Source organism: Streptomyces sichuanensis (genome assembly GCF_020328095.1).
Classification (GTDB): domain Bacteria; phylum Actinomycetota; class Actinomycetes; order Streptomycetales; family Streptomycetaceae; genus Streptomyces; species Streptomyces cinnamoneus.
In genome coordinates, this window is sequence record NZ_JAIXMK010000004.1 from 111,192 (window position 1) to 127,327 (window position 16,136).

14 protein-coding genes and 1 pseudogene are annotated in these 16,136 nt (G+C 69.5%); 7 read left to right on the plus strand and 8 right to left on the minus strand.

The genetic code is table 11. The features are described from left to right. The first annotated feature begins 6 nt into the window (after nucleotides 1-6). Nucleotides 7-3,333, plus strand: coding sequence for an NACHT domain-containing protein (locus tag LE181_RS02335; RefSeq protein ID WP_225659184.1), 3,327 nt, complete (start codon nucleotides 7-9; stop codon nucleotides 3,331-3,333). 385 nt (nucleotides 3,334-3,718) lie between these two features. Here LE181_RS02335 and LE181_RS02340 read toward each other — a convergent pair whose 3' ends face one another. Next, nucleotides 3,719-4,558 carry an endo alpha-1,4 polygalactosaminidase gene (locus tag LE181_RS02340; protein WP_263868353.1) on the minus strand — a complete coding sequence of 280 codons (840 nt, stop codon included), beginning with the start codon at nucleotides 4,556-4,558 and terminating at the stop codon, nucleotides 3,719-3,721. Nucleotides 4,559-4,636: 78 nt separating this feature from the next. Here LE181_RS02340 and LE181_RS02345 point away from each other — a divergent pair, with 78 nt between their 5' ends. Then, entirely contained in the window at nucleotides 4,637-4,831 is a 195-nt protein-coding gene (locus LE181_RS02345; protein WP_225659186.1) for a hypothetical protein, read from the plus strand. Between the two features lie 561 nt (nucleotides 4,832-5,392). Here LE181_RS02345 and LE181_RS02350 read toward each other — a convergent pair. Beyond that, on the minus strand, nucleotides 5,393-6,358 hold the full coding sequence (locus LE181_RS02350; protein WP_225659187.1) for an alpha/beta hydrolase family protein: 966 nt from the start codon (nucleotides 6,356-6,358) through the stop codon (nucleotides 5,393-5,395). A 167-nt stretch (nucleotides 6,359-6,525) separates the two neighbouring features. Here LE181_RS02350 and LE181_RS02355 point away from each other — a divergent pair, with 167 nt between their 5' ends. From LE181_RS02355 to LE181_RS02370, 4 genes and pseudogenes are all read left to right on the plus strand, one after another. Next, nucleotides 6,526-7,122, plus strand: a complete 597-nt coding sequence (locus LE181_RS02355; RefSeq protein ID WP_225659188.1) for a TetR/AcrR family transcriptional regulator — start codon at nucleotides 6,526-6,528, stop codon at nucleotides 7,120-7,122. 359 nt (nucleotides 7,123-7,481) lie between these two features. Then, nucleotides 7,482-7,785: pseudogene (locus tag LE181_RS02360) on the plus strand (IS5/IS1182 family transposase); the annotation flags it as partial. A 693-nt stretch (nucleotides 7,786-8,478) separates the two neighbouring features. Then, nucleotides 8,479-9,246, plus strand: coding sequence for a dienelactone hydrolase family protein (locus tag LE181_RS02365; RefSeq protein ID WP_225659189.1), 768 nt, complete (start codon nucleotides 8,479-8,481; stop codon nucleotides 9,244-9,246). Nucleotides 9,247-9,363: 117 nt separating this feature from the next. Beyond that, nucleotides 9,364-10,029 carry an MBL fold metallo-hydrolase gene (locus LE181_RS02370; RefSeq protein ID WP_372458217.1) on the plus strand — a complete coding sequence of 222 codons (666 nt, stop codon included), beginning with the start codon at nucleotides 9,364-9,366 and terminating at the stop codon, nucleotides 10,027-10,029. 128 nt (nucleotides 10,030-10,157) lie between these two features. Here LE181_RS02370 and LE181_RS32055 read toward each other — a convergent pair whose 3' ends face one another. From LE181_RS32055 to LE181_RS32065, 5 genes are all read right to left on the minus strand, one after another. Further along, complete coding sequence (locus tag LE181_RS32055; RefSeq protein ID WP_263868319.1) at nucleotides 10,158-10,289, minus strand: hypothetical protein; 132 nt, start codon at nucleotides 10,287-10,289, stop codon at nucleotides 10,158-10,160. A gap of 458 nt (nucleotides 10,290-10,747) precedes the next feature. Continuing rightward, nucleotides 10,748-11,122 carry a hypothetical protein gene (locus LE181_RS02375; protein ID WP_225659190.1) on the minus strand — a complete coding sequence of 125 codons (375 nt, stop codon included), beginning with the start codon at nucleotides 11,120-11,122 and terminating at the stop codon, nucleotides 10,748-10,750. Between the two features lie 360 nt (nucleotides 11,123-11,482). Next, nucleotides 11,483-11,878 carry a peptide deformylase gene (locus tag LE181_RS32370; protein WP_225659191.1) on the minus strand — a complete coding sequence of 132 codons (396 nt, stop codon included), beginning with the start codon at nucleotides 11,876-11,878 and terminating at the stop codon, nucleotides 11,483-11,485. 314 nt (nucleotides 11,879-12,192) lie between these two features. After that, nucleotides 12,193-12,726, minus strand: coding sequence for an NUDIX domain-containing protein (locus tag LE181_RS02385; protein ID WP_225659192.1), 534 nt, complete (start codon nucleotides 12,724-12,726; stop codon nucleotides 12,193-12,195). A gap of 87 nt (nucleotides 12,727-12,813) precedes the next feature. Further along, nucleotides 12,814-12,939, minus strand: coding sequence for a hypothetical protein (locus tag LE181_RS32065; RefSeq protein WP_263868320.1), 126 nt, complete (start codon nucleotides 12,937-12,939; stop codon nucleotides 12,814-12,816). Between the two features lie 150 nt (nucleotides 12,940-13,089). Here LE181_RS32065 and grxD point away from each other — a divergent pair, with 150 nt between their 5' ends. Beyond that, complete coding sequence (grxD, locus tag LE181_RS02390) at nucleotides 13,090-13,464, plus strand: Grx4 family monothiol glutaredoxin (RefSeq protein WP_225659193.1); 375 nt, start codon at nucleotides 13,090-13,092, stop codon at nucleotides 13,462-13,464. 470 nt (nucleotides 13,465-13,934) lie between these two features. Here grxD and LE181_RS02395 read toward each other — a convergent pair whose 3' ends face one another. Then, entirely contained in the window at nucleotides 13,935-15,920 is a 1,986-nt protein-coding gene (locus tag LE181_RS02395; RefSeq protein WP_225659194.1) for an NACHT domain-containing protein, read from the minus strand. Between the last annotated feature and the right edge of the window lie 216 nt (nucleotides 15,921-16,136).

Here is a 16,136-nt window from a genome sequence, read left to right on the forward strand (position 1 = left end):
CGCCGCATGCCGGGGGACGAACGCGACGACGGGGTCCGGGTGCACAACGAGATCTCCGGCGGCCGGTTCCACACCGTCGTGCAGGGCCACCGGGTCGAGGTGCACTTCACGAGCCCCCGTCCCGAGGAGCAGCAAGGCCGGGGCGGACCGGGCCGGGCCCTGCCGGCGGTCGTCTGCGCCGCGTTGGGGCTGGTCCTGTTCCTCGCGCCGCCACCGGCCGCTCGAGGCTTCGTCCCCCTCGGGGCCGCGCTGGCCGTCACCGGCCTGGTGTGGTCCGCGGCCGTCCTCCTGGGGCTGCCCGAGCGGTGGCAGGGCCGTCGTGCGCCGCGCCGCGGGCCGCTGCCCGAAGACCTCGACCGGGTGGCGGAGGACCTCGCGGCGGCGCTCGCCGACGAGTACGCGCGCGACGAGCGGCAGTCCCGGGTCCACGACCCCGTGCCCATCCCCGTCCGCTGGTCGGCCGCCGACCCGCGAGTGAGCGACCACGAGGCCAACATCCTGGGCGCGCCCGCGACCACCGATCCCGCACCGGCTCCGGCCCCCGACCGGGACGGCCGGTTCGACGCCATCGGCCACTTCTTCACCTCCCTCCCCAACGGCCGTCTGGTGATCCTGGGCGCGCCCGGCGCGGGCAAGTCGGCGCTGGCGCTGCGGCTCGCCCGTGCGCTCCTGGACGACCGGGTGCCGCTGACGGCCGTACCCGTGCTGCTGCCCCTGGCCTCCTGGAACCCCACCGAGCAGGACCCCTGGCACTGGGCGGCGCGCCGGCTGGCTGCCCTGCACCCCTCGGCGGTGCCCACCCACCACACCGCCCACGACCTCATCACCAGCGGCCGGATCCTGCCGATCCTCGACGGCCTGGACGAACTGCCCGCACCCACCCACGCCAGGGCACTCGCCCGGCTGCGGCGCAGCCTGAACGCCCCGGCCCGGCTCGTGCTGACCTGCCGGAGCGAGGAGTACGAGGCCGCCGTCGCCGACGCGGCCACGGTGCTGCCGGCCGCGACCGTCGTGCAGCTGACCCCGCTGGGCATCGACGACCTTCGCGCCTATCTGCCGCGCACCGCCCCGCGCACCGGTCCGGCCCCGGCCGCGCCGACCAAGTGGACGCCCGTCCTGGCCGAGCTGTCCGCCGGCGCCGGGCCGCCGCAGGCCGCCGTGGTGCGCTCGGTGCTGAGCACGCCGCTGATGGTGAGCCTGGCCCGCTTCGTCTACAGCGAGACCCACGCCGATCCGCGCGACCTCCTCGACGGCCGTCGCTTTCCCGACGCCTGCGCCGTCGAGCGTCACCTCTTCGACGCGTTCCTCTCCGCCGCCTACGAGGACTCCGCGGGCGGCCTGTGGAGCGGCGCCCAGGCCCGCCGCTGGGCCGGGTACCTCGCAGCGCACCTGCGGCGCGGCGGTGAGCAGGACATCGCGTGGTGGCGGTTGACGGAGGCGGTGCCCTGGTGGCTGCGCTGGCCGGGAACGGGGCTCGCGGTGGGCGTGGCGGCTCTCGCCGTGGGACTGACCGGTTACGACGATCCGTGGTGGCGGGAGTGGCTGCCGCTGCCCCCGTGGGCGGCGGTGCTCCTGCTCGGCTCGCTCGCGGCGCTCCTCGACTGGGTGCGCTCTCCGGCCGTCGATGCGCCGCGCCGGTTGCGGGTGCCGGCTCGGGAGGAGGTGCAGGGGTGGTGGCGGGCGTCGCGGTGGATGCGGTGGTCGTTGCCGGCCGTGTTGACGGCACTGGCCTTCACCGGCGTGTTCACCCGGCCCGGCTGGGTGCTGCTGCCCCTGGCCCTGCCGGCTCTGGCCCTGCTGCTGTGCCTGTCCATGGGCTTGCTCGCCCTGCTGAACTGCCGGGCCGATCCCGCCGAGGCGCCGGAACCTGTCGCGCTGCTGCGGGCGGACCGCCGTACCGAGCTGGTGCTCGGCCCCCTCGCTCTCGTCCGGCACCGGCGTCGGCGGACCGCGACCGAGGTGGTGCTCGGCTTCACCTTCCTGCTGGTGATCATCTGGCAGAAGGAGGTGGCGATGACGACCACCCTCACCTGGCTGCGGACGGCGGCGCTCGTGCTGTTCGCCTGGGCGCTGTGCGCATGGTCGGGGTCGGCCGGCGGCGGGCTGGCCGTGGCCCGCCTCTGGTTCTCCTTCCACGGCACGCTGCCCTGGCGGGTGATGACCTTCCTGGACGACGCGCACCGCCGGGGCGTACTGCGTCAGTCCGGCGGGCTTTACCGCTTCCGCCACATCGAGCTGCGCAACCGGCTCGCGGAGGCGAACGGCGTCACCGCGGACGGCACGGCCGCCCGCCCCGCCCACGAAGAGCCGCACCCGCCCTCGTTTATCGGCGTGTACGCCGTCAGCAGCTGTCTGATGTCGATGAGCCTCATGGCGTCCTCGATCGTCTCCCTGGACTTCACACCGAAACCCGAGCCCACCGCGTGCGAACTGCTCCCGGTGAAGCAGGTGCGGCAGGTGGTCACCGACCCGGTGCAGGACGACAGAGGACCGTCGATCTGTCGCTACGAGGAGAGGTCGCCCTTCCGTCCCGCGCGGGAGGTGTTGCTCGACCGGGACTGGGAAACCCCCGGACAGACGGACAAGGACGAGTGGAAGCGCATGCGGCGCTACATGAACATCCCGGGCACCTCCACCTCCGACCTCCCGCGACTCGGGGACGAGGCCCTGCTGCGGGTGTCCCCGTCCACGGACCCGTACGGCGCGCCGGAGGCCATGGTCGCCGTGTGGGCCGGGCACATGATCGCGCAGGTGACGTACAGCGAGGAATACGCCACGACCGGCAGGGTGAGCGCGGTGGCCCAGATCCTCGCCCGGTGGGTACTGCGAGCGGGCCATGTCCCGGACGACCGGATCGGTGCCGCAGGGCCCGCACTGGCCGACATCCCTCCGGCCAAGCTGCCGCGGCGGACGCGCACCGACGGCTACCGGCGTCCCGAGCAGTCGCTGTACGGCGCGGTCTGGGGTGCCGACGAGCACTCCGTGATCCAGGCACACCCCGAGCTGAGCATTCTTGTGCGGATGCCACCGGGCTCATACGGGTGCTGGCCGCAGATGGGAAAAGACAACGTCTTCCGGTGCAGCGGCAGGTCCCTGGTCGTCGACATCGTCGACCGCCCCGCCACCCAGCCGCCCGGCCCCGGTCCCGACCCGTCGTACACCGTCCGGGATCCTGGGGGCGGCCGGTACGAGATCTCGATCCGCGTGACGCATACCCCGGCGGGCCTCCGCGCGCGCGAGATCCAGGTGCGTGTTGAGGCCGACGCCGGGCAGGCCGAGGTGGCACAGAAGATCGTCAACAGCGTCTACACCCAGACGCTGCCGCGCGGCTGATCCGCCGAGAGACGAGCCGCGACCGGGCATATCGGGGTAATCAAATCATCGACCGCAAAAACAAGGATTTGGCTGGCTTACAGCGATGCGGCTACTGCGGGTTTCACGGGCCCAGGAAGTCCTGGTGCGCTCGCCCGAGTTGAGCTCGACCCGATCACGACCGTCGTTGCCGTCCCGGTACGGCCCGACCTGATGGTAGGTCATGGTGACGCTGTAGGTGCCGCAGGCAGTCGTCGAAAGCAAGGCGCTTGGAAGGCGGGAGACCCAGCGCCGTGCGGCGGCCGAGCAGCAGCGCGAACAGCTCGGCCGACTGGTTATACGGGGACCGGGTGGCTCAGTACATGACCGGGGGCAGCATCTCCCGCGGCGCCGCATCGGAAGGCGTTCAGCAGGACTCGTATACGTAGCCGCGCTTACCGGCAGGGCTGACTTCCCGATCGCGCAGGGTGATGGACAACTCCTTCCCCCACGCCCGGCAAGCAGCGGTGAAGTCCTTCCTCCCGTACTCGATGTCGAAGACCCTGGCACCGTAGGCGCGGCTGAATTCGGCACATTCCTTGTAGCGTCCGCATTCTTCGACGACGGCGAAGTCGAACCCGATGCGCGTGTGCTGGGGAAGGAGGTCAGTGGTGTTCTTCTGGCCGATGGCCAGGTTCCGCTTGTGTGCGCGGGTGGCCAGGAGACGAGCGAAGGCGGCCGCGTGCTGGGAGGTGAGTTTGCCGTCGGAGCGCTCGTAGGAGTCGAGGTTGTCCGCCTCGACCGCGTCGTAGTGCGCTGCGGCGCAGCCGTCGATCCATGGGCCGATGATGTTCATCAGGGCTTCGCGCTTGACCGGGGTCGAGATGTCCAGGAGGGGTTCGTCCCAGTCCTTGTCGACGATCAGGTGGCCATCGTCGTTCTTCAGGAGAAGGTCCGGATGCTCCTTCTTCCACCAACCGACGGCTTCGCCCGGTTGCGTCTGGAAGGCGTTGACGTAGCAAATGTTGTAAAGCCCGTCGGCAGGCCTGGCCTCACGGTCACGGGAGACAGCCCGCACCTTGCCGGCAGGCGGGTACGCGCCGCCGAGTTGGTAGTCGAAGACGGCGTCGGGGCTCGGTCGACGCACGTTCGCCGGGGCTTCGGCGTCCGGGCCCTCGGTAGTGGGGTGCGTGGTTTCCTGGGGGTCGTCGCCCCGGTCCGTTCCCGTGGCAGAACAGGCTGTGACAAAGAATGTGGACAGGACCATGGCAGCGCAAGCGGCGCGGGTGCGGAAAAGGAACACGAACGCACCCTATGTTGACACTGGCGTAAGCCTGCGGCTGCTGTGAAGGACACGTCGGCCGCCCGCACCCTCGGCGAAGCCCACGAGGCTCTTGCCGCCGCCCCGCACTTCGGGCAAGCCTTCGGCGAACTCCGCCGCACCGTCGCCGCCCTACGCCCCTACGCACGACGCGCCCCCGTCAGGGAACTGCGGCAGGGCCCTGACCGCGCTGCCCGTCTAGCCGGCCAGGAAGCGTGACGCGCCCGATGACCTCGGCCTGCCACTTCTGCGTCTGCAGGTGGAGGTGCTGCGGGGCCTCGTGGACCGCGCAGCCGTGCTCGGCAACGCGACCCGCCAGTCCCTCGACGCCTCACAGCAGCCGCTCGGGCGTCAGCTAGGTGGTCCGCCGCCCTGGCGTGAGATCGAGCCCCATGCGCCGGTGCCACGCTCCGGAGAATGACATGTGGCTGGTCCAGCAACAGACGGCCGAGCGCGACGGCCCCCTACAGGGGCGGGACCAGCCCGCCCCTGGGGCCTGATCCAGCTGAACCGGGCGGACGGACCCGGGATGGCTCTGTTCACGAGTACCAGCAGCAGTTGTTCACCGGTGTGAGCAGTGTGCGCGGTCGGCTGTGATTCGAACAGTGCGGGAGTCTGGGCAGCGCGGAGGCAGCCGACTATGTGTGAGGGCCTGGATGCCGAGGCACCTCACACCGTGGCGGTCAGCTGCCCAGACACGGTCGTCGAGTACGAGCCCGCTGACTGTCCCTATGCGCCCCTTCCGCCTCGCGCGGCGAGGGTGCTTTTTCAGGGGGAGGCTTACTTGGATTCGACTCGTCCCACCGGGTCGGGACCGGTCGTCAGTGCCTCGCACGTGGTCTGCCACGTGGGGGCGCCGGGGTGGAGTTGGGTGCGGAGGTAGGCCGCGGTGAGCCTGGCGAGGGCGGCGACTCGCTCGGGGTTCTCGTCGGTGGTCTCGGCGGCGTCGTATCCGGCGATCCCGCCGAGTCCATGCTCCGCGTCGAACAGGGTGAGCAGGGTCTTGGGGCCTGGGGCGAGGGTGTAGGGGTCTGCGTGCCAGTCCGGCCCCATGTCCGTGAAGTGCCGAGGGTCGTCCTTGTCGCCGGCGACCACCAGCGCGGGTGCGGTCATGGTGGAGAAGTCGACGGCCCCAATGATCGGCCACTGCTCGGCCATGGGCCCGTTGAGGACGTCGCCGCCCCTGCCGGGCGCGGCGAGCAGTACGCCCGCCTTGATCCGGGGCTCGACGAGGTGCACCACGTTCCCGGTGTCGGGGTCGGTGAGCCCGGCACCCAGCAGGAGGGCGGCGGTGAAGCCGCCGAGCGAGTGTCCGACGAGGGCGACCCTGGTGTGGTCGATCCGTCCGGCGAGTTGCGGCACGGCGTTCTCGATCACGTCGAGCCGGTCGAGGATGTGGGTCATGTCCTCGGCGCGGGAGCGCCAGAAGTCGGGTGCGCCGGGGGCGTCGGTGACCAGATGGCTCAGTGTCCTGGAGGTGAGGTGGGTGGGCTGGACGACGACGAATCCGCGTGCTGCCCAGAAGTTGGCGAGCGGCGCGTAGCCGTTGAGCGAGGAGAGGTTGTTCGAGGGGCCGTGGCCGTGGGAGAGGAGGATGACGGGGAGGCTGGTTCCGGTCTCGGGTGCGGAGACGCGCACCTGGAGGTCCACGGGACGTCCGGGCACGGAGAGGACGACGGGGCTTAAGGACAGGACCGGGGCGGGCGTGCCCAAGGCGTCGGCGGTGGTGGCGGTGGATGTGCTCACGATGCGGGTTCCCTTCGGTGATGCCTGCGGCCCGCCGGTCCCCTGCGACCGGCGGGCGTACGAGACGGTCAGGAGCGGCCGTTTCGACTAAGCTGAAACGGAACACTGCTCCACTTAATATCCGGAGCAGCGCTCCGCTTTGTCAAGCCGTATCGGAGGAGAACGTGATGGCCACCGAGAGCCCTGCAGGGGAGCCGTCGTCCCGGAGCAAGCGGACCGACGCCCAGCGCAACCGGCAGACGGTGCTCACCGCCGCCGCCGAGGTCTTCATCACCTCCGGCGTCGACGCACCGATCCGCCAGATCGCGGCCCAGGCAGGCGTCGGGATGGGCACGATCTACCGCCACTTCCCGACCCGGGCGGATCTCGTCACCGCCGTCTACCGCCACCAGATCGAGGAATGCGCTGGTGCCGGCCCGGATCTACTGGCCAGTGCCGACTCCCCGTTCGATGCGCTGCGCCAGTGGATCGACCTCTTCGTCGACTTCCTGGTCACCAAGCACGGACTTGCCGACGCCCTGCAGTCCGACAGCGACCGCTTCGCCGCGCTGCACGCCTACTTCCTCGACCGCCTGCTGCCCGTCTGCGCCCAACTGCTCGACGCCGCGGTGGAGGCTGGCGACATCAGGCCCGGCACGCAGCCGTACGAGCTGATGCGCGGCATCGGCAACCTCTGCATCGGGCGCGACAACGACCCCCGCTACGACCCCCGACGCCTGATCGCCCTCCTCCTCCAGGGACTCCAGCGACCTCAGGCGTCATGATGCCGACGAGCGACATCACGACCTGGTCCGTCCCCGACTTCGAGCCTCAGTGACGCCGGTAGGTTCTTGGCGGTGGCGTTGGTCGAGAAGCAGAGCCTCGTGTCGATGTCCGACGAGGCGCGGTTGCGCTGGATGGCGCTGGGGGATACGGCTCGGCAGCCGGCCGTGGTTCTGCTCCATGGCGGTCCGGGCCTGCCGGACTACCTGGGCGATGTTGCCCCCGTGGTCGCGGACCTCGCGCCTGTGTACCGGTACGACCAACGTGACACGGACCGACCCCCATGGCAGGGTCCCCATTCCTTCGCTCGGCATGTCGACGATCTCACCGGGCTGCTCGATGCGTGGGACGTTCCCAAGGCCGTGCCTCCTCATCTCGCCGCACCCGCTCCCACTTGCGCAAACGCGGCATCAAAGCAGTCATCCCCGGAGAAGAAGGACCAGGCCGCCAACCGGAAGAACAAGGGTGCCAGAGGCGGCCGGTCTGCCAGTCACGACACGGACCTCTACAAGGAATGGAACACCGTCGAGCGCCTGATCAACAAGCTCAAGGCGTGGCGAGGCATCGCCACCCGATACGACAGGACCCCGGACAGCCACCTCGCCGGACTCCACCTGCGCGCCTCGATGATCTGGATCAAAGTCCTAACCCAGGACGCCCGTTGATCACAACTCAATACGCCCCCTAGGGCTCCGACGGGTTCGCCGGCTTGCCACGGTCCCCGGCCGTACATCGCACACCAGAAACGTAAGCCGGCACGTTCCCGGTTCCCGCAGCGTCACCATCGATCCCGCCTCGTGCCTGGATGCCCAGCTATGGGCATCGCTATGGGCATCCAGGTTGCAGCCGAGCCCGCGTACCGCGCTTGCCGCCTACCTCGGCGACACCGGGCAGGGGCAGATCCTCATCGACCTGCTCACCGACATGCCGGCCGCGCGCCCGTGACGGGAAGATCGAAACGATCGTCCCGCAGTGCCTGCCGGCCGCCTCGCCGCTGGCCGCCCCCACGGTCGGCAAGCACTCGCGCTGGACACGGACCGGGGACGGCACGGCATTCCCGGCTCCCCAGTTAGGCGGCGGTTACACCTACGGGTACGGCGGCGGAGGGCCCTTCGCCTTGGCCCAGTTCATCGCAGTCCTGCTCGACGACATGACCAACGCCGGCCCCGGGTACGGCGACGCCAGGCCCCCGGCCGGTCTCAAGCACGGGTTTGCCCGAGGTACGCGCCAAAGGGACAACGAGATGATCTTGAAGCCCTGAGCACTTGGCCCTCGTATTTCAGAGGGACACGCGCGCTGTTCTGCCAGCGGCAGAACAGCGGCCGGACCGGGCTCGATGATCACTACAGTCCAGTCTCATGACGACGATTACGACGCGCACGGTCGAGTACCCGGCGGACGGTTTGACGATGATCGGGCACCTCGCTCTCCCGGCCGGTGTCGACCGCCGGCCCGCGGTGCTGCTCGGACCAGAGGGCATGGGGCTCAGCGACGTCGAGCGCCGCCGGGCCGATGCTCTCGCCGAGCTGGGATATATAGCGCTGGCCTTCGACCTTCACGGCGGGCGCTATTTGGGCGACCCCGAGGATATGCTGGCCCGTTGCATACCGCTGCTCGCTGATCCCGACCGGATGCGGGGCATCGGCCATGCGGCGCTCGACGTGCTGTGCACCGAACCGCGGACCGACCCCGACCGGATCGCCGCCGTCGGCTACGGCACCGGGGGCGCAGTCGCACTGGAACTCGGTCGCGATGGCGTCGACCTGCGCGCGATCGCGACAGTCAACGCACTGACCACGGGCCGACCGGGCGAGGCAGCGCGCATTCGCTGCCCGGTGTGGGCCGGGGTCGGGTCGGAAGACCCGATCATGCCGCCCGCGCAACGGAACGCGTTCACCGCCGAGATGCAGGCCGCGGGCGTCGACTGGCGCCTCGCGGTCTACGGCGGCGCCTTGCACGCCTTCCACCACCCGCCGGTCGACCATCCCACGGTCCCCGGCGTCGGCTACCACCCACAGCACGCACAGCGAGCCTGGCGCGACGTCGTCGACCTGCTCGCCGAGTGCCTGCCCGTGACGGAGGACCTGGGGCATGACCCAGGTAAACGTGCCGGCCCCGGGCACTGACAGTCGACTCCCCTCAAGTCCGCACAGCAGAAACGCATTCGGACGGTTACTCGATGGCGGAGACGCATTCACAACTGCTGCTGCAAATACCGGATTTTCTGCAGCAGGGCCCCTGCCGTGATCACCGCGACCTGCGGCGGACCAATCCGGCCGCCGGGGCGAGACGTACGCATTTGCTGCGGCAGTACCGAAAGGGCGGGACGGCGCGACAATCGAACCGCTGACCGAACTCGGGAGCTGGGGCGCACTTCGGTTGCCGCGCGCTCGGGTCGTACCTCTGCCCGCCCCGCCGTCGTCGTACACCGCGGCGGTCGAGCGGTACCTCACCCGGACGGCGGCGAACTGACCATCACCGCCGTGCCGGCCGTCCACGGCCCCGAGGACGGTGAGCGGGACGCGGACGGCGACGTCAACTGCCAGGTCGTCGGCTTCGTCCTCGCCGGAGACGGACAGCCCACCGTCTACGTCAGCGGCGACAACGCCTCCCTGCGCACCGTCACCGAGATCGCCCGCCGCACCGGCCCCATCGACGCGACCGTCCTGCACGCCGGCGCCGCCCGCGTCCCCGGCAAGTTCCGTCAGCGCCCGGTCAGCCTCGGCAGCGCCCGCGCCGCCGCGGCCGCCGCCATCCTTGGAGCCCCCGTCAACATCCCCGCCCACTACACCGGCTGGGCCCACTTCACCGAAGGCCGCGAGGCCCCCGAGCACGCCTTCGACGACGCCGGCCTCACCTCCGTCCTGTGCATCGCCGACCACGGCACCTGGCTCTCTCTGAAGCCCTGACCACCGCTGATCCGAAAGAGCCCACGATGCCCCTCGTACGCATCGACATGATCGGGTTCCCGCCGGTATTGCTCCAGGATTGATTCCCAATGGGGTTGTCAAGCCGGTTGATCTTGGTTTCGGAGCCGTCACAGCACCCTGGCTGTCCTTGGTGGCGGGGTGGTCTGGAAGGTGCGGCCGTCGCGGATGAGGGCCCAGAGGGCGTTCAGGCGGCGCCGGGCGAGCGCCTGGTGGCGTGCCCGGCCCCGGTCCAGGGGCAAGCGTGGTGCGACCGCCTTGCACCGCAGGGCCGTGTACTCCGCAGGATGATCCGGCTCTGGCCCTTCCCAGGGACAAGGTCAAGAACCGGTCGGGATGCCTGTGCCCGTGCGGGGGCATCTCCCAGAGAGTCGAGGAGCTCGCCGAAGAGGTCATGGCGGCGGCGAGCGCAGCCCACGGGGCGGTGCTGCGCCCGCAGTGGTTCAAAAGGATCTTCAGTGCGACCTTGTGTTCTTGGCGTGAGAGGACTTCGCCGGCTGTGAGCTGGCGCAGGTGGTGAAGGGTCTGGTGGCGGGATTTGACGACGGCTCGGTAGACCTCGGAACGGGAGAGGATCTCTCGACCGGCGGTGGATTGGCAGGCCCAGGCGATGCGTGCCCTCAGCACGAAGGCGTTCCGATGGCGTGCCCGGCGCGGCACGGACTTCACACTCTGATGGCCGGGGTGGTTGCTCTACGGCTTAGCGCTCGCGGAATCCGCCGAGGAAGCGGCGGAAGACGCCGCCTTCCCGGGGAAGCGGGGTGGACGGCGGTGGAGCGGTGGGCCGCTCGCGGGCGATCGGCTGGTCGTAGTCGGCCCGGACGATCGCGTCGACGGTCTGGTCGACGTCGAAGTCCTCGGAACCCTCGATGCACGGCACGAAGCCGACGAGGACCCCGTCCCGCATGACCTGTGCTTCCAGGCCGGCCGTGTCGTCGGTGTCCCAGACCACCTCGCGGCCGTCGCGCAGGACCACACGCACGCCGATCTGGTAGACGCCTTCGCGGGCCAGGTAGGCATCCGTGCCCCGCTGCCGCAACGCGTCCACGACTCGAAGCGCTCGCTTCTCGTCCATGCGGCCACGATAACGCCGAGGGCGCTCGTGCACCGGAGTTCCTCTGGGCTGACCGGGTTCTGACTACGCCGAGCGTGTGCAGGCCGGCCCGCGCGAGCCGGGTGTCCACGGGGAGTCCGGCCCGCTGCTGCGGCCGACTCCCTTGGACGGTTGCCGGAGGCTGCACAGGCCGATGGTCCGCACGCTGCCGCTCGTGCGCGTGTGCACCAGGCCGTCCTCGCCGTGGCGGGCAGGAGCCCCTATACGCCCGTCTCGACCCAGTTCTTCACTGCCATGACCACGATCATGCCGGGGACCGGCGCTACTGGTCGTACGCCCACGCGCGGCCGGTCTGCCGGTACTCCTCCACCGGGATCGGCTCTACACGGCCCGCATGCGGGCCGTGTAGAGCAGACCGTCGAGGTGGTCGATCTCGTGGGCGACGAGCCGGGCGAGCCCGCGCTCGTACACCGTGGTCACCTCGGTGCCGTCCGGCTCGGTGGTCACCACCGTGTTCGTCAGGGGGCGCGGGACCATGCCCCGGACGTCGAAAAACGACAGGCACCCCTCGAACTGCTCGTCCATCTCCTGCGAGCGGGTGGTGATGTGCACGCGCGCGATCCGCTCCATCGCCGCGAACAGCGTCTCGACGGTCTGCTCGGCGGTGTCCTTCTCGGCGGGCAGGTCGAAAGGCCGGGCGACCTCGGCGAGGACGGGAGCGCCGTACTGCACGACGCCGAGGTCACGCATCTGCTCGCTGGGCCGCACGGTCGTCACGTCAGCTCCCTGTCGCTCGTCTGGGGTTCGGGCCGAGCCGATCGGAAGCGCCACTCCGAACGGTACCGAGCGTGCAGGGGCGGTGCGGAGGTCGTCCAGGAGAACAACCGCGTCCCGTTCCCATCCCGCCGCACGGGGGCGGTCCGCAGCGGGGATGCCTCGGCGCTCATGGACGTCTCGGTGCCCCACACGACCGGGTCGAGGGCGGACCACCGCCTGCTCATGCCCCCCAGGGTGCGCTGCCGCTGACCGGCGTGCATCTCCCGCCTGGGCCCTTTGGCGACCGTAGCCAGACATGTGTCGCACGCCCGGGGTCAGATCCAGGTGTAGTTCTCGTCCGTGACTGCGGGCAGGGACGCGTTGGTCACGGTGGCGTGAGGACTGGTCAGGCTCGCGAGGGCCGCCCCGATGGGCGGGAAGATCGGTAGATCAGTGGTCTTGCGGTAGTCCACCCACTCGATGACCCCGGTCTCGTGGGTGCCGTCCTCCAGCTCGTCGTGCTCCTCGGTGGCCAGGGTGGCACGGGCGGATTCATCGATGTGGAGACGGTAGAGCAGGTGGAGCTTGCGCGGGGCCGGGGTGGAGCCAGGACGGGATACCCGCTGGTCGACGACCCACAGCAGTTGGGGCTCGCTCGCCTGGGCCATGTCGAGCTCCAGTTCTTCGGCAAGTTCGCGCCGGAGGGCGCTGATCAGATCCTCGCCCGCCTCGACGTTGCCGCCCGGCGGGGTGTAGTGCACGGAGTCGGGGCGGTCGCGCCGGATGAGGGCGACGTCGTTGCCACAGAAGAGGACCGCTCCGGTGCGGATTTTGATGCGGGAGAACGGTTCCGGTGCTTGGGTCGTCATGGCCGCAGTATCGCGGCGGGGCGGCCGACTCCGGGCGGGGACCGGGGAGGTTCCCGCCGATGAGCGCCGACCGCCCCGTGGAGCGGGTCAGGATGTGGCCAGGCCGGGCAGGGCGAAGTCCTTCCGCCCCTGGGCCAAGCCGATGTGTTCGATGATGCCGTCGGGCAGCATGAGTGTGTGGCGCCGCAGGCGGCAGCCCGTCGCGCGCATCACGGGGGAGAAATGGGGTCTCGGTAGTCCCCCGCCCAAAAACAACGCTAAGCCGATAGACACAGGTCAGCGGATGTTCGGTCGGCTGGGTCGGGTGGGCCCGGCGCCCCGCCTGCCTGTAGGGGGTGCGCTTTCGTCTGTACCGATGGGTGGATGTACGTTCGGTTGTCCGCCGATACCTGCCTTTCTCAAATCGGCGGTATGGCGAAGGAAGGTCTCAGTCCAGAGGCGCGGCAGACGATCGACGACACGCTGGCCGCACATGACATCATGCTCTACATGAAGGGGACGGCGGCCTTTCCTCAGTGCGGCTTCTCGGCGCGCGTGGTCGAGTTGTTGAAGGAGATGGGCGTCGACTTTCATGTGGTCAACGTCCTTACGGACCCCGGGGTCCGCCAAGGCATCAAGGAGTTCTCCGGCTGGCCGACGATCCCGCAGCTCTTTCACAAGGGGCAGTTCGTCGGCGGCGCCGACGTCGTCAGCGAGAAGCACTCGTCTGGAGAGCTTCAGAAGCTGTTCGCAAGCTGAGGGCTGGGCCCGCGGCTTTCCTTCGCGCTCAGTGGCGGCCCTATCGGCTACGCGCCCGGTGCGATCGAAGTGAGTCCGTCGCTCGGTGTGCTCGGCAGCGCGTTCACGTCCTGGACGGTGGAGGCTCGGCAAGCGCATCCTGACCAGGCAGGCTCAGGGCCGGCCACTTTCGGGTGGTCGGCCCTGAGCGCACGTTAGCCGCAACACGATCTACAAATACGTCCCCGAGCTCAAGGGCAGCCGCATCGCGCTCGCCGAGGCGACCAGCACGGCAGCACTCCCCGGACCGGCGGCACCGGCCGACTGAACATCCGCTGACCTGCGCCTATCGGCCTAGCATTGTTTTTTCGGCGAGGACTACTGAGACCCCGTGCAGCCCATGCGGGCTCGGGTGTCGATGACGATGCCGCCGGTGGTCGCCGCCTGAGGCTTGGTGGAAGCGCCGGAGAGGCTCACAGCAACTATCTGGGCTACGTGCGTTCGGCCACCCATCGCTGGAACTCTCGGTGCCGGAATTGGTACGCGCCTCCGGAGGCACGCAGCAGGCCGCCCTCGTGCGCCCACTGCAGGAACCGTCCGAGCCGATAAGGGAGTCGGCCGCGCAGGCACAGCAGAAACACCAAGTACCTCCGGCCGCCGCCGAAGGACGACACCCCGCGCAGAGCCGCAGCCATCAGGCCGAAGGACAGCACGTCGAAGACCGGCACCGACGAGAGCACCAGCACGTCCGAGAAGGACATCACCCACCAGGCCGCTGTCATGGAGAGCCCGGCAATGACGAACACGGCGCACCCGAAGAGGAGATCGCCCCTCACTACGTAGCGCCATCTCACGGCCGCATTGACATCAGGCGGGTATGTGCCGGTGAAGGTGTGGGTGACGGCCGTTCCTCGCACGATCGCCACGCCCATAAGGACCGACCAGAACACGGCGAGAGCGGGCAGAAACGAGACGACCGAGGCGAAGCCCAGCACGTCGGTGAGCCACGCGACGGGGAGGGCGATCAGCCCGCCTAGCCCGCCGAGTACGAGCCCCGCCGGCACCGTGTCGATGACAAGGCGCAGTGTCGCCCCCGAGAAGATCCGCCCCCAAGGTACGCACATCGGGAAGTCACCCCCCTGCGCGGCGACGTCCCTCGCTACCAGCACGGCACCAAGCCCGGCGGCGGCGAGCAGCCAGGACTCCGGCCTGTCCCTGACGAGCACCAAAGGCAGCACGAGCCCGAGGAAACTGAGGGCGGCCACCACAGCGTCCGCGTAGCGCACGCGGTCGACTCCTGCGATCGGCCACAACCGTGGGCGGTGGATGTCGACGCGTTCCCCGGCAGCGGGGCCGCTGTGCAGGTGGTGTGCGATCACTGCGAGCCAGTCCTGGACCCGCTCGGCGTCGTAGCGCGGCGGGCGAAGGTCCACGACGGCTGGGATGAACAGGGAGAGCAGGTGGTCCTTGAGCGCTCGCACCGTGGAGTGGGCGAAGAGTTCCGACGGGTCACCGCGCCGGTGGTAAACGGCCTTGACGAGGAATAGCCACCACGGCGTCGCCAGGGTCTCCCGCAGCACCTCGGACGCGGGCAGGCCATGGGCGAACATCTGCCAGCGCTCCTCATCCTCGAACGCCGTCGTCAGATGCGCCGCAACATGCTCGTGGCTCAGAGGGCCGATGTCGACGCCGACCGCGTGCTGCAGACGTTCCAGCCGTGGCAGGGCGTCATAGTGAGCCGTGCGGCACATCAGGACCAACGGAAACTCCGAGACCTTGCCCCCGTGGTTGCTGAGCACCTTCAATGCGGCCAGGGCGCGCGGGGCTCGGGGGTCCGGCAGTTGTTGCCCGTCCGGCCCGTACACCGGATCGCCGTTCGCGTCGGTGAGGCCAGGGTCCATCTCGTCTAAGCCGTCCAGGATGGGCAGCACGAGCCCGTTACCCACCATCCATCGTGCCCGCTCCTCGGTGGTACCGGCCCTGATCACATGACCGATCAGGAGCTCCTCGAACGGAACCCTCATGTCCCATTCTGCCAGTGGCACCCGTACGGGCACGGGGTCGTCCGGCGTACGCTGGTTGATGAGATCGCGCACCAACGCCACTGACAGCACCGTCTTCCCCGCGCCAGGGGCGCCTGTGACGACAAGGCGTGGCTTCGAGCAGGCCCGGTAATATGCGGCGATGCCGGGCAGGCCGGCGTCTGCCGAAGGGCCGCTCCCCTCGACCTGTCCACGCTCCGGGCCTCTGCCGGGGAGCTCGTCACGAGGGCGCCGGGTGAAGGTGAGAGTGAGCTGTTCCTCGTCCTTGCCTACTAGGGCGCGAAACTGTTTCATTTCGGCTGCCAGAACCTTCTTCGCCAAAGTTTCGGCAGCGCTCTGAGCAAACTTCAGCGCGTCTTCCGGCTGCGGGAGAGCCTTGCGCGCAGCCTCCCAACCGGCCAGCGCGACAGCGAGACCTACAGCCGCGAACACCATCGATACGATGGAGGAGGTGCTGCTTGCGTCCTGTCCGCCCCGCAACAGCTGTACGAGTGCCCATCCTGCCGCGCACGCGATGACCAGACCCGTGACCAGCCACCTCAATGACCTTGCCATGCGCTTCCCCCTGGCCCCAGGCAAGCAGATCTGCCGGGAAAACAAAGGTAGTTGACACCGAGGCGGTCCCGTCGCGGTCCTTCGAAAGAATCTCGA

Bases quoted from the DNA above. Each gene is read 5' to 3' on its own strand.
- LE181_RS02375 (WP_225659190.1), bottom strand. From the start codon at position 11,122: ATGGACGAGAAGCGAGCGCTTCGAGTCGTGGACGCGTTGCGGCAGCGG.
- LE181_RS02340 (WP_263868353.1), bottom strand. From the start codon at position 4,558: ATGGTCCTGTCCACATTCTTTGTCACAGCCTGTTCTGCCACGGGAACG.
- LE181_RS02395 (WP_225659194.1), bottom strand. From the start codon at position 15,920: ATGGTGTTCGCGGCTGTAGGTCTCGCTGTCGCGCTGGCCGGTTGGGAG.
- LE181_RS02365 (WP_225659189.1), top strand. From the start codon at position 8,479: ATGACGACGATTACGACGCGCACGGTCGAGTACCCGGCGGACGGTTTG.
- LE181_RS02335 (WP_225659184.1), top strand. From the start codon at position 7: ATGCCGGGGGACGAACGCGACGACGGGGTCCGGGTGCACAACGAGATC.
- LE181_RS02355 (WP_225659188.1), top strand. From the start codon at position 6,526: ATGGCCACCGAGAGCCCTGCAGGGGAGCCGTCGTCCCGGAGCAAGCGG.
- LE181_RS02385 (WP_225659192.1), bottom strand. From the start codon at position 12,726: ATGACGACCCAAGCACCGGAACCGTTCTCCCGCATCAAAATCCGCACC.
- grxD (WP_225659193.1), top strand. From the start codon at position 13,090: ATGTACGTTCGGTTGTCCGCCGATACCTGCCTTTCTCAAATCGGCGGT.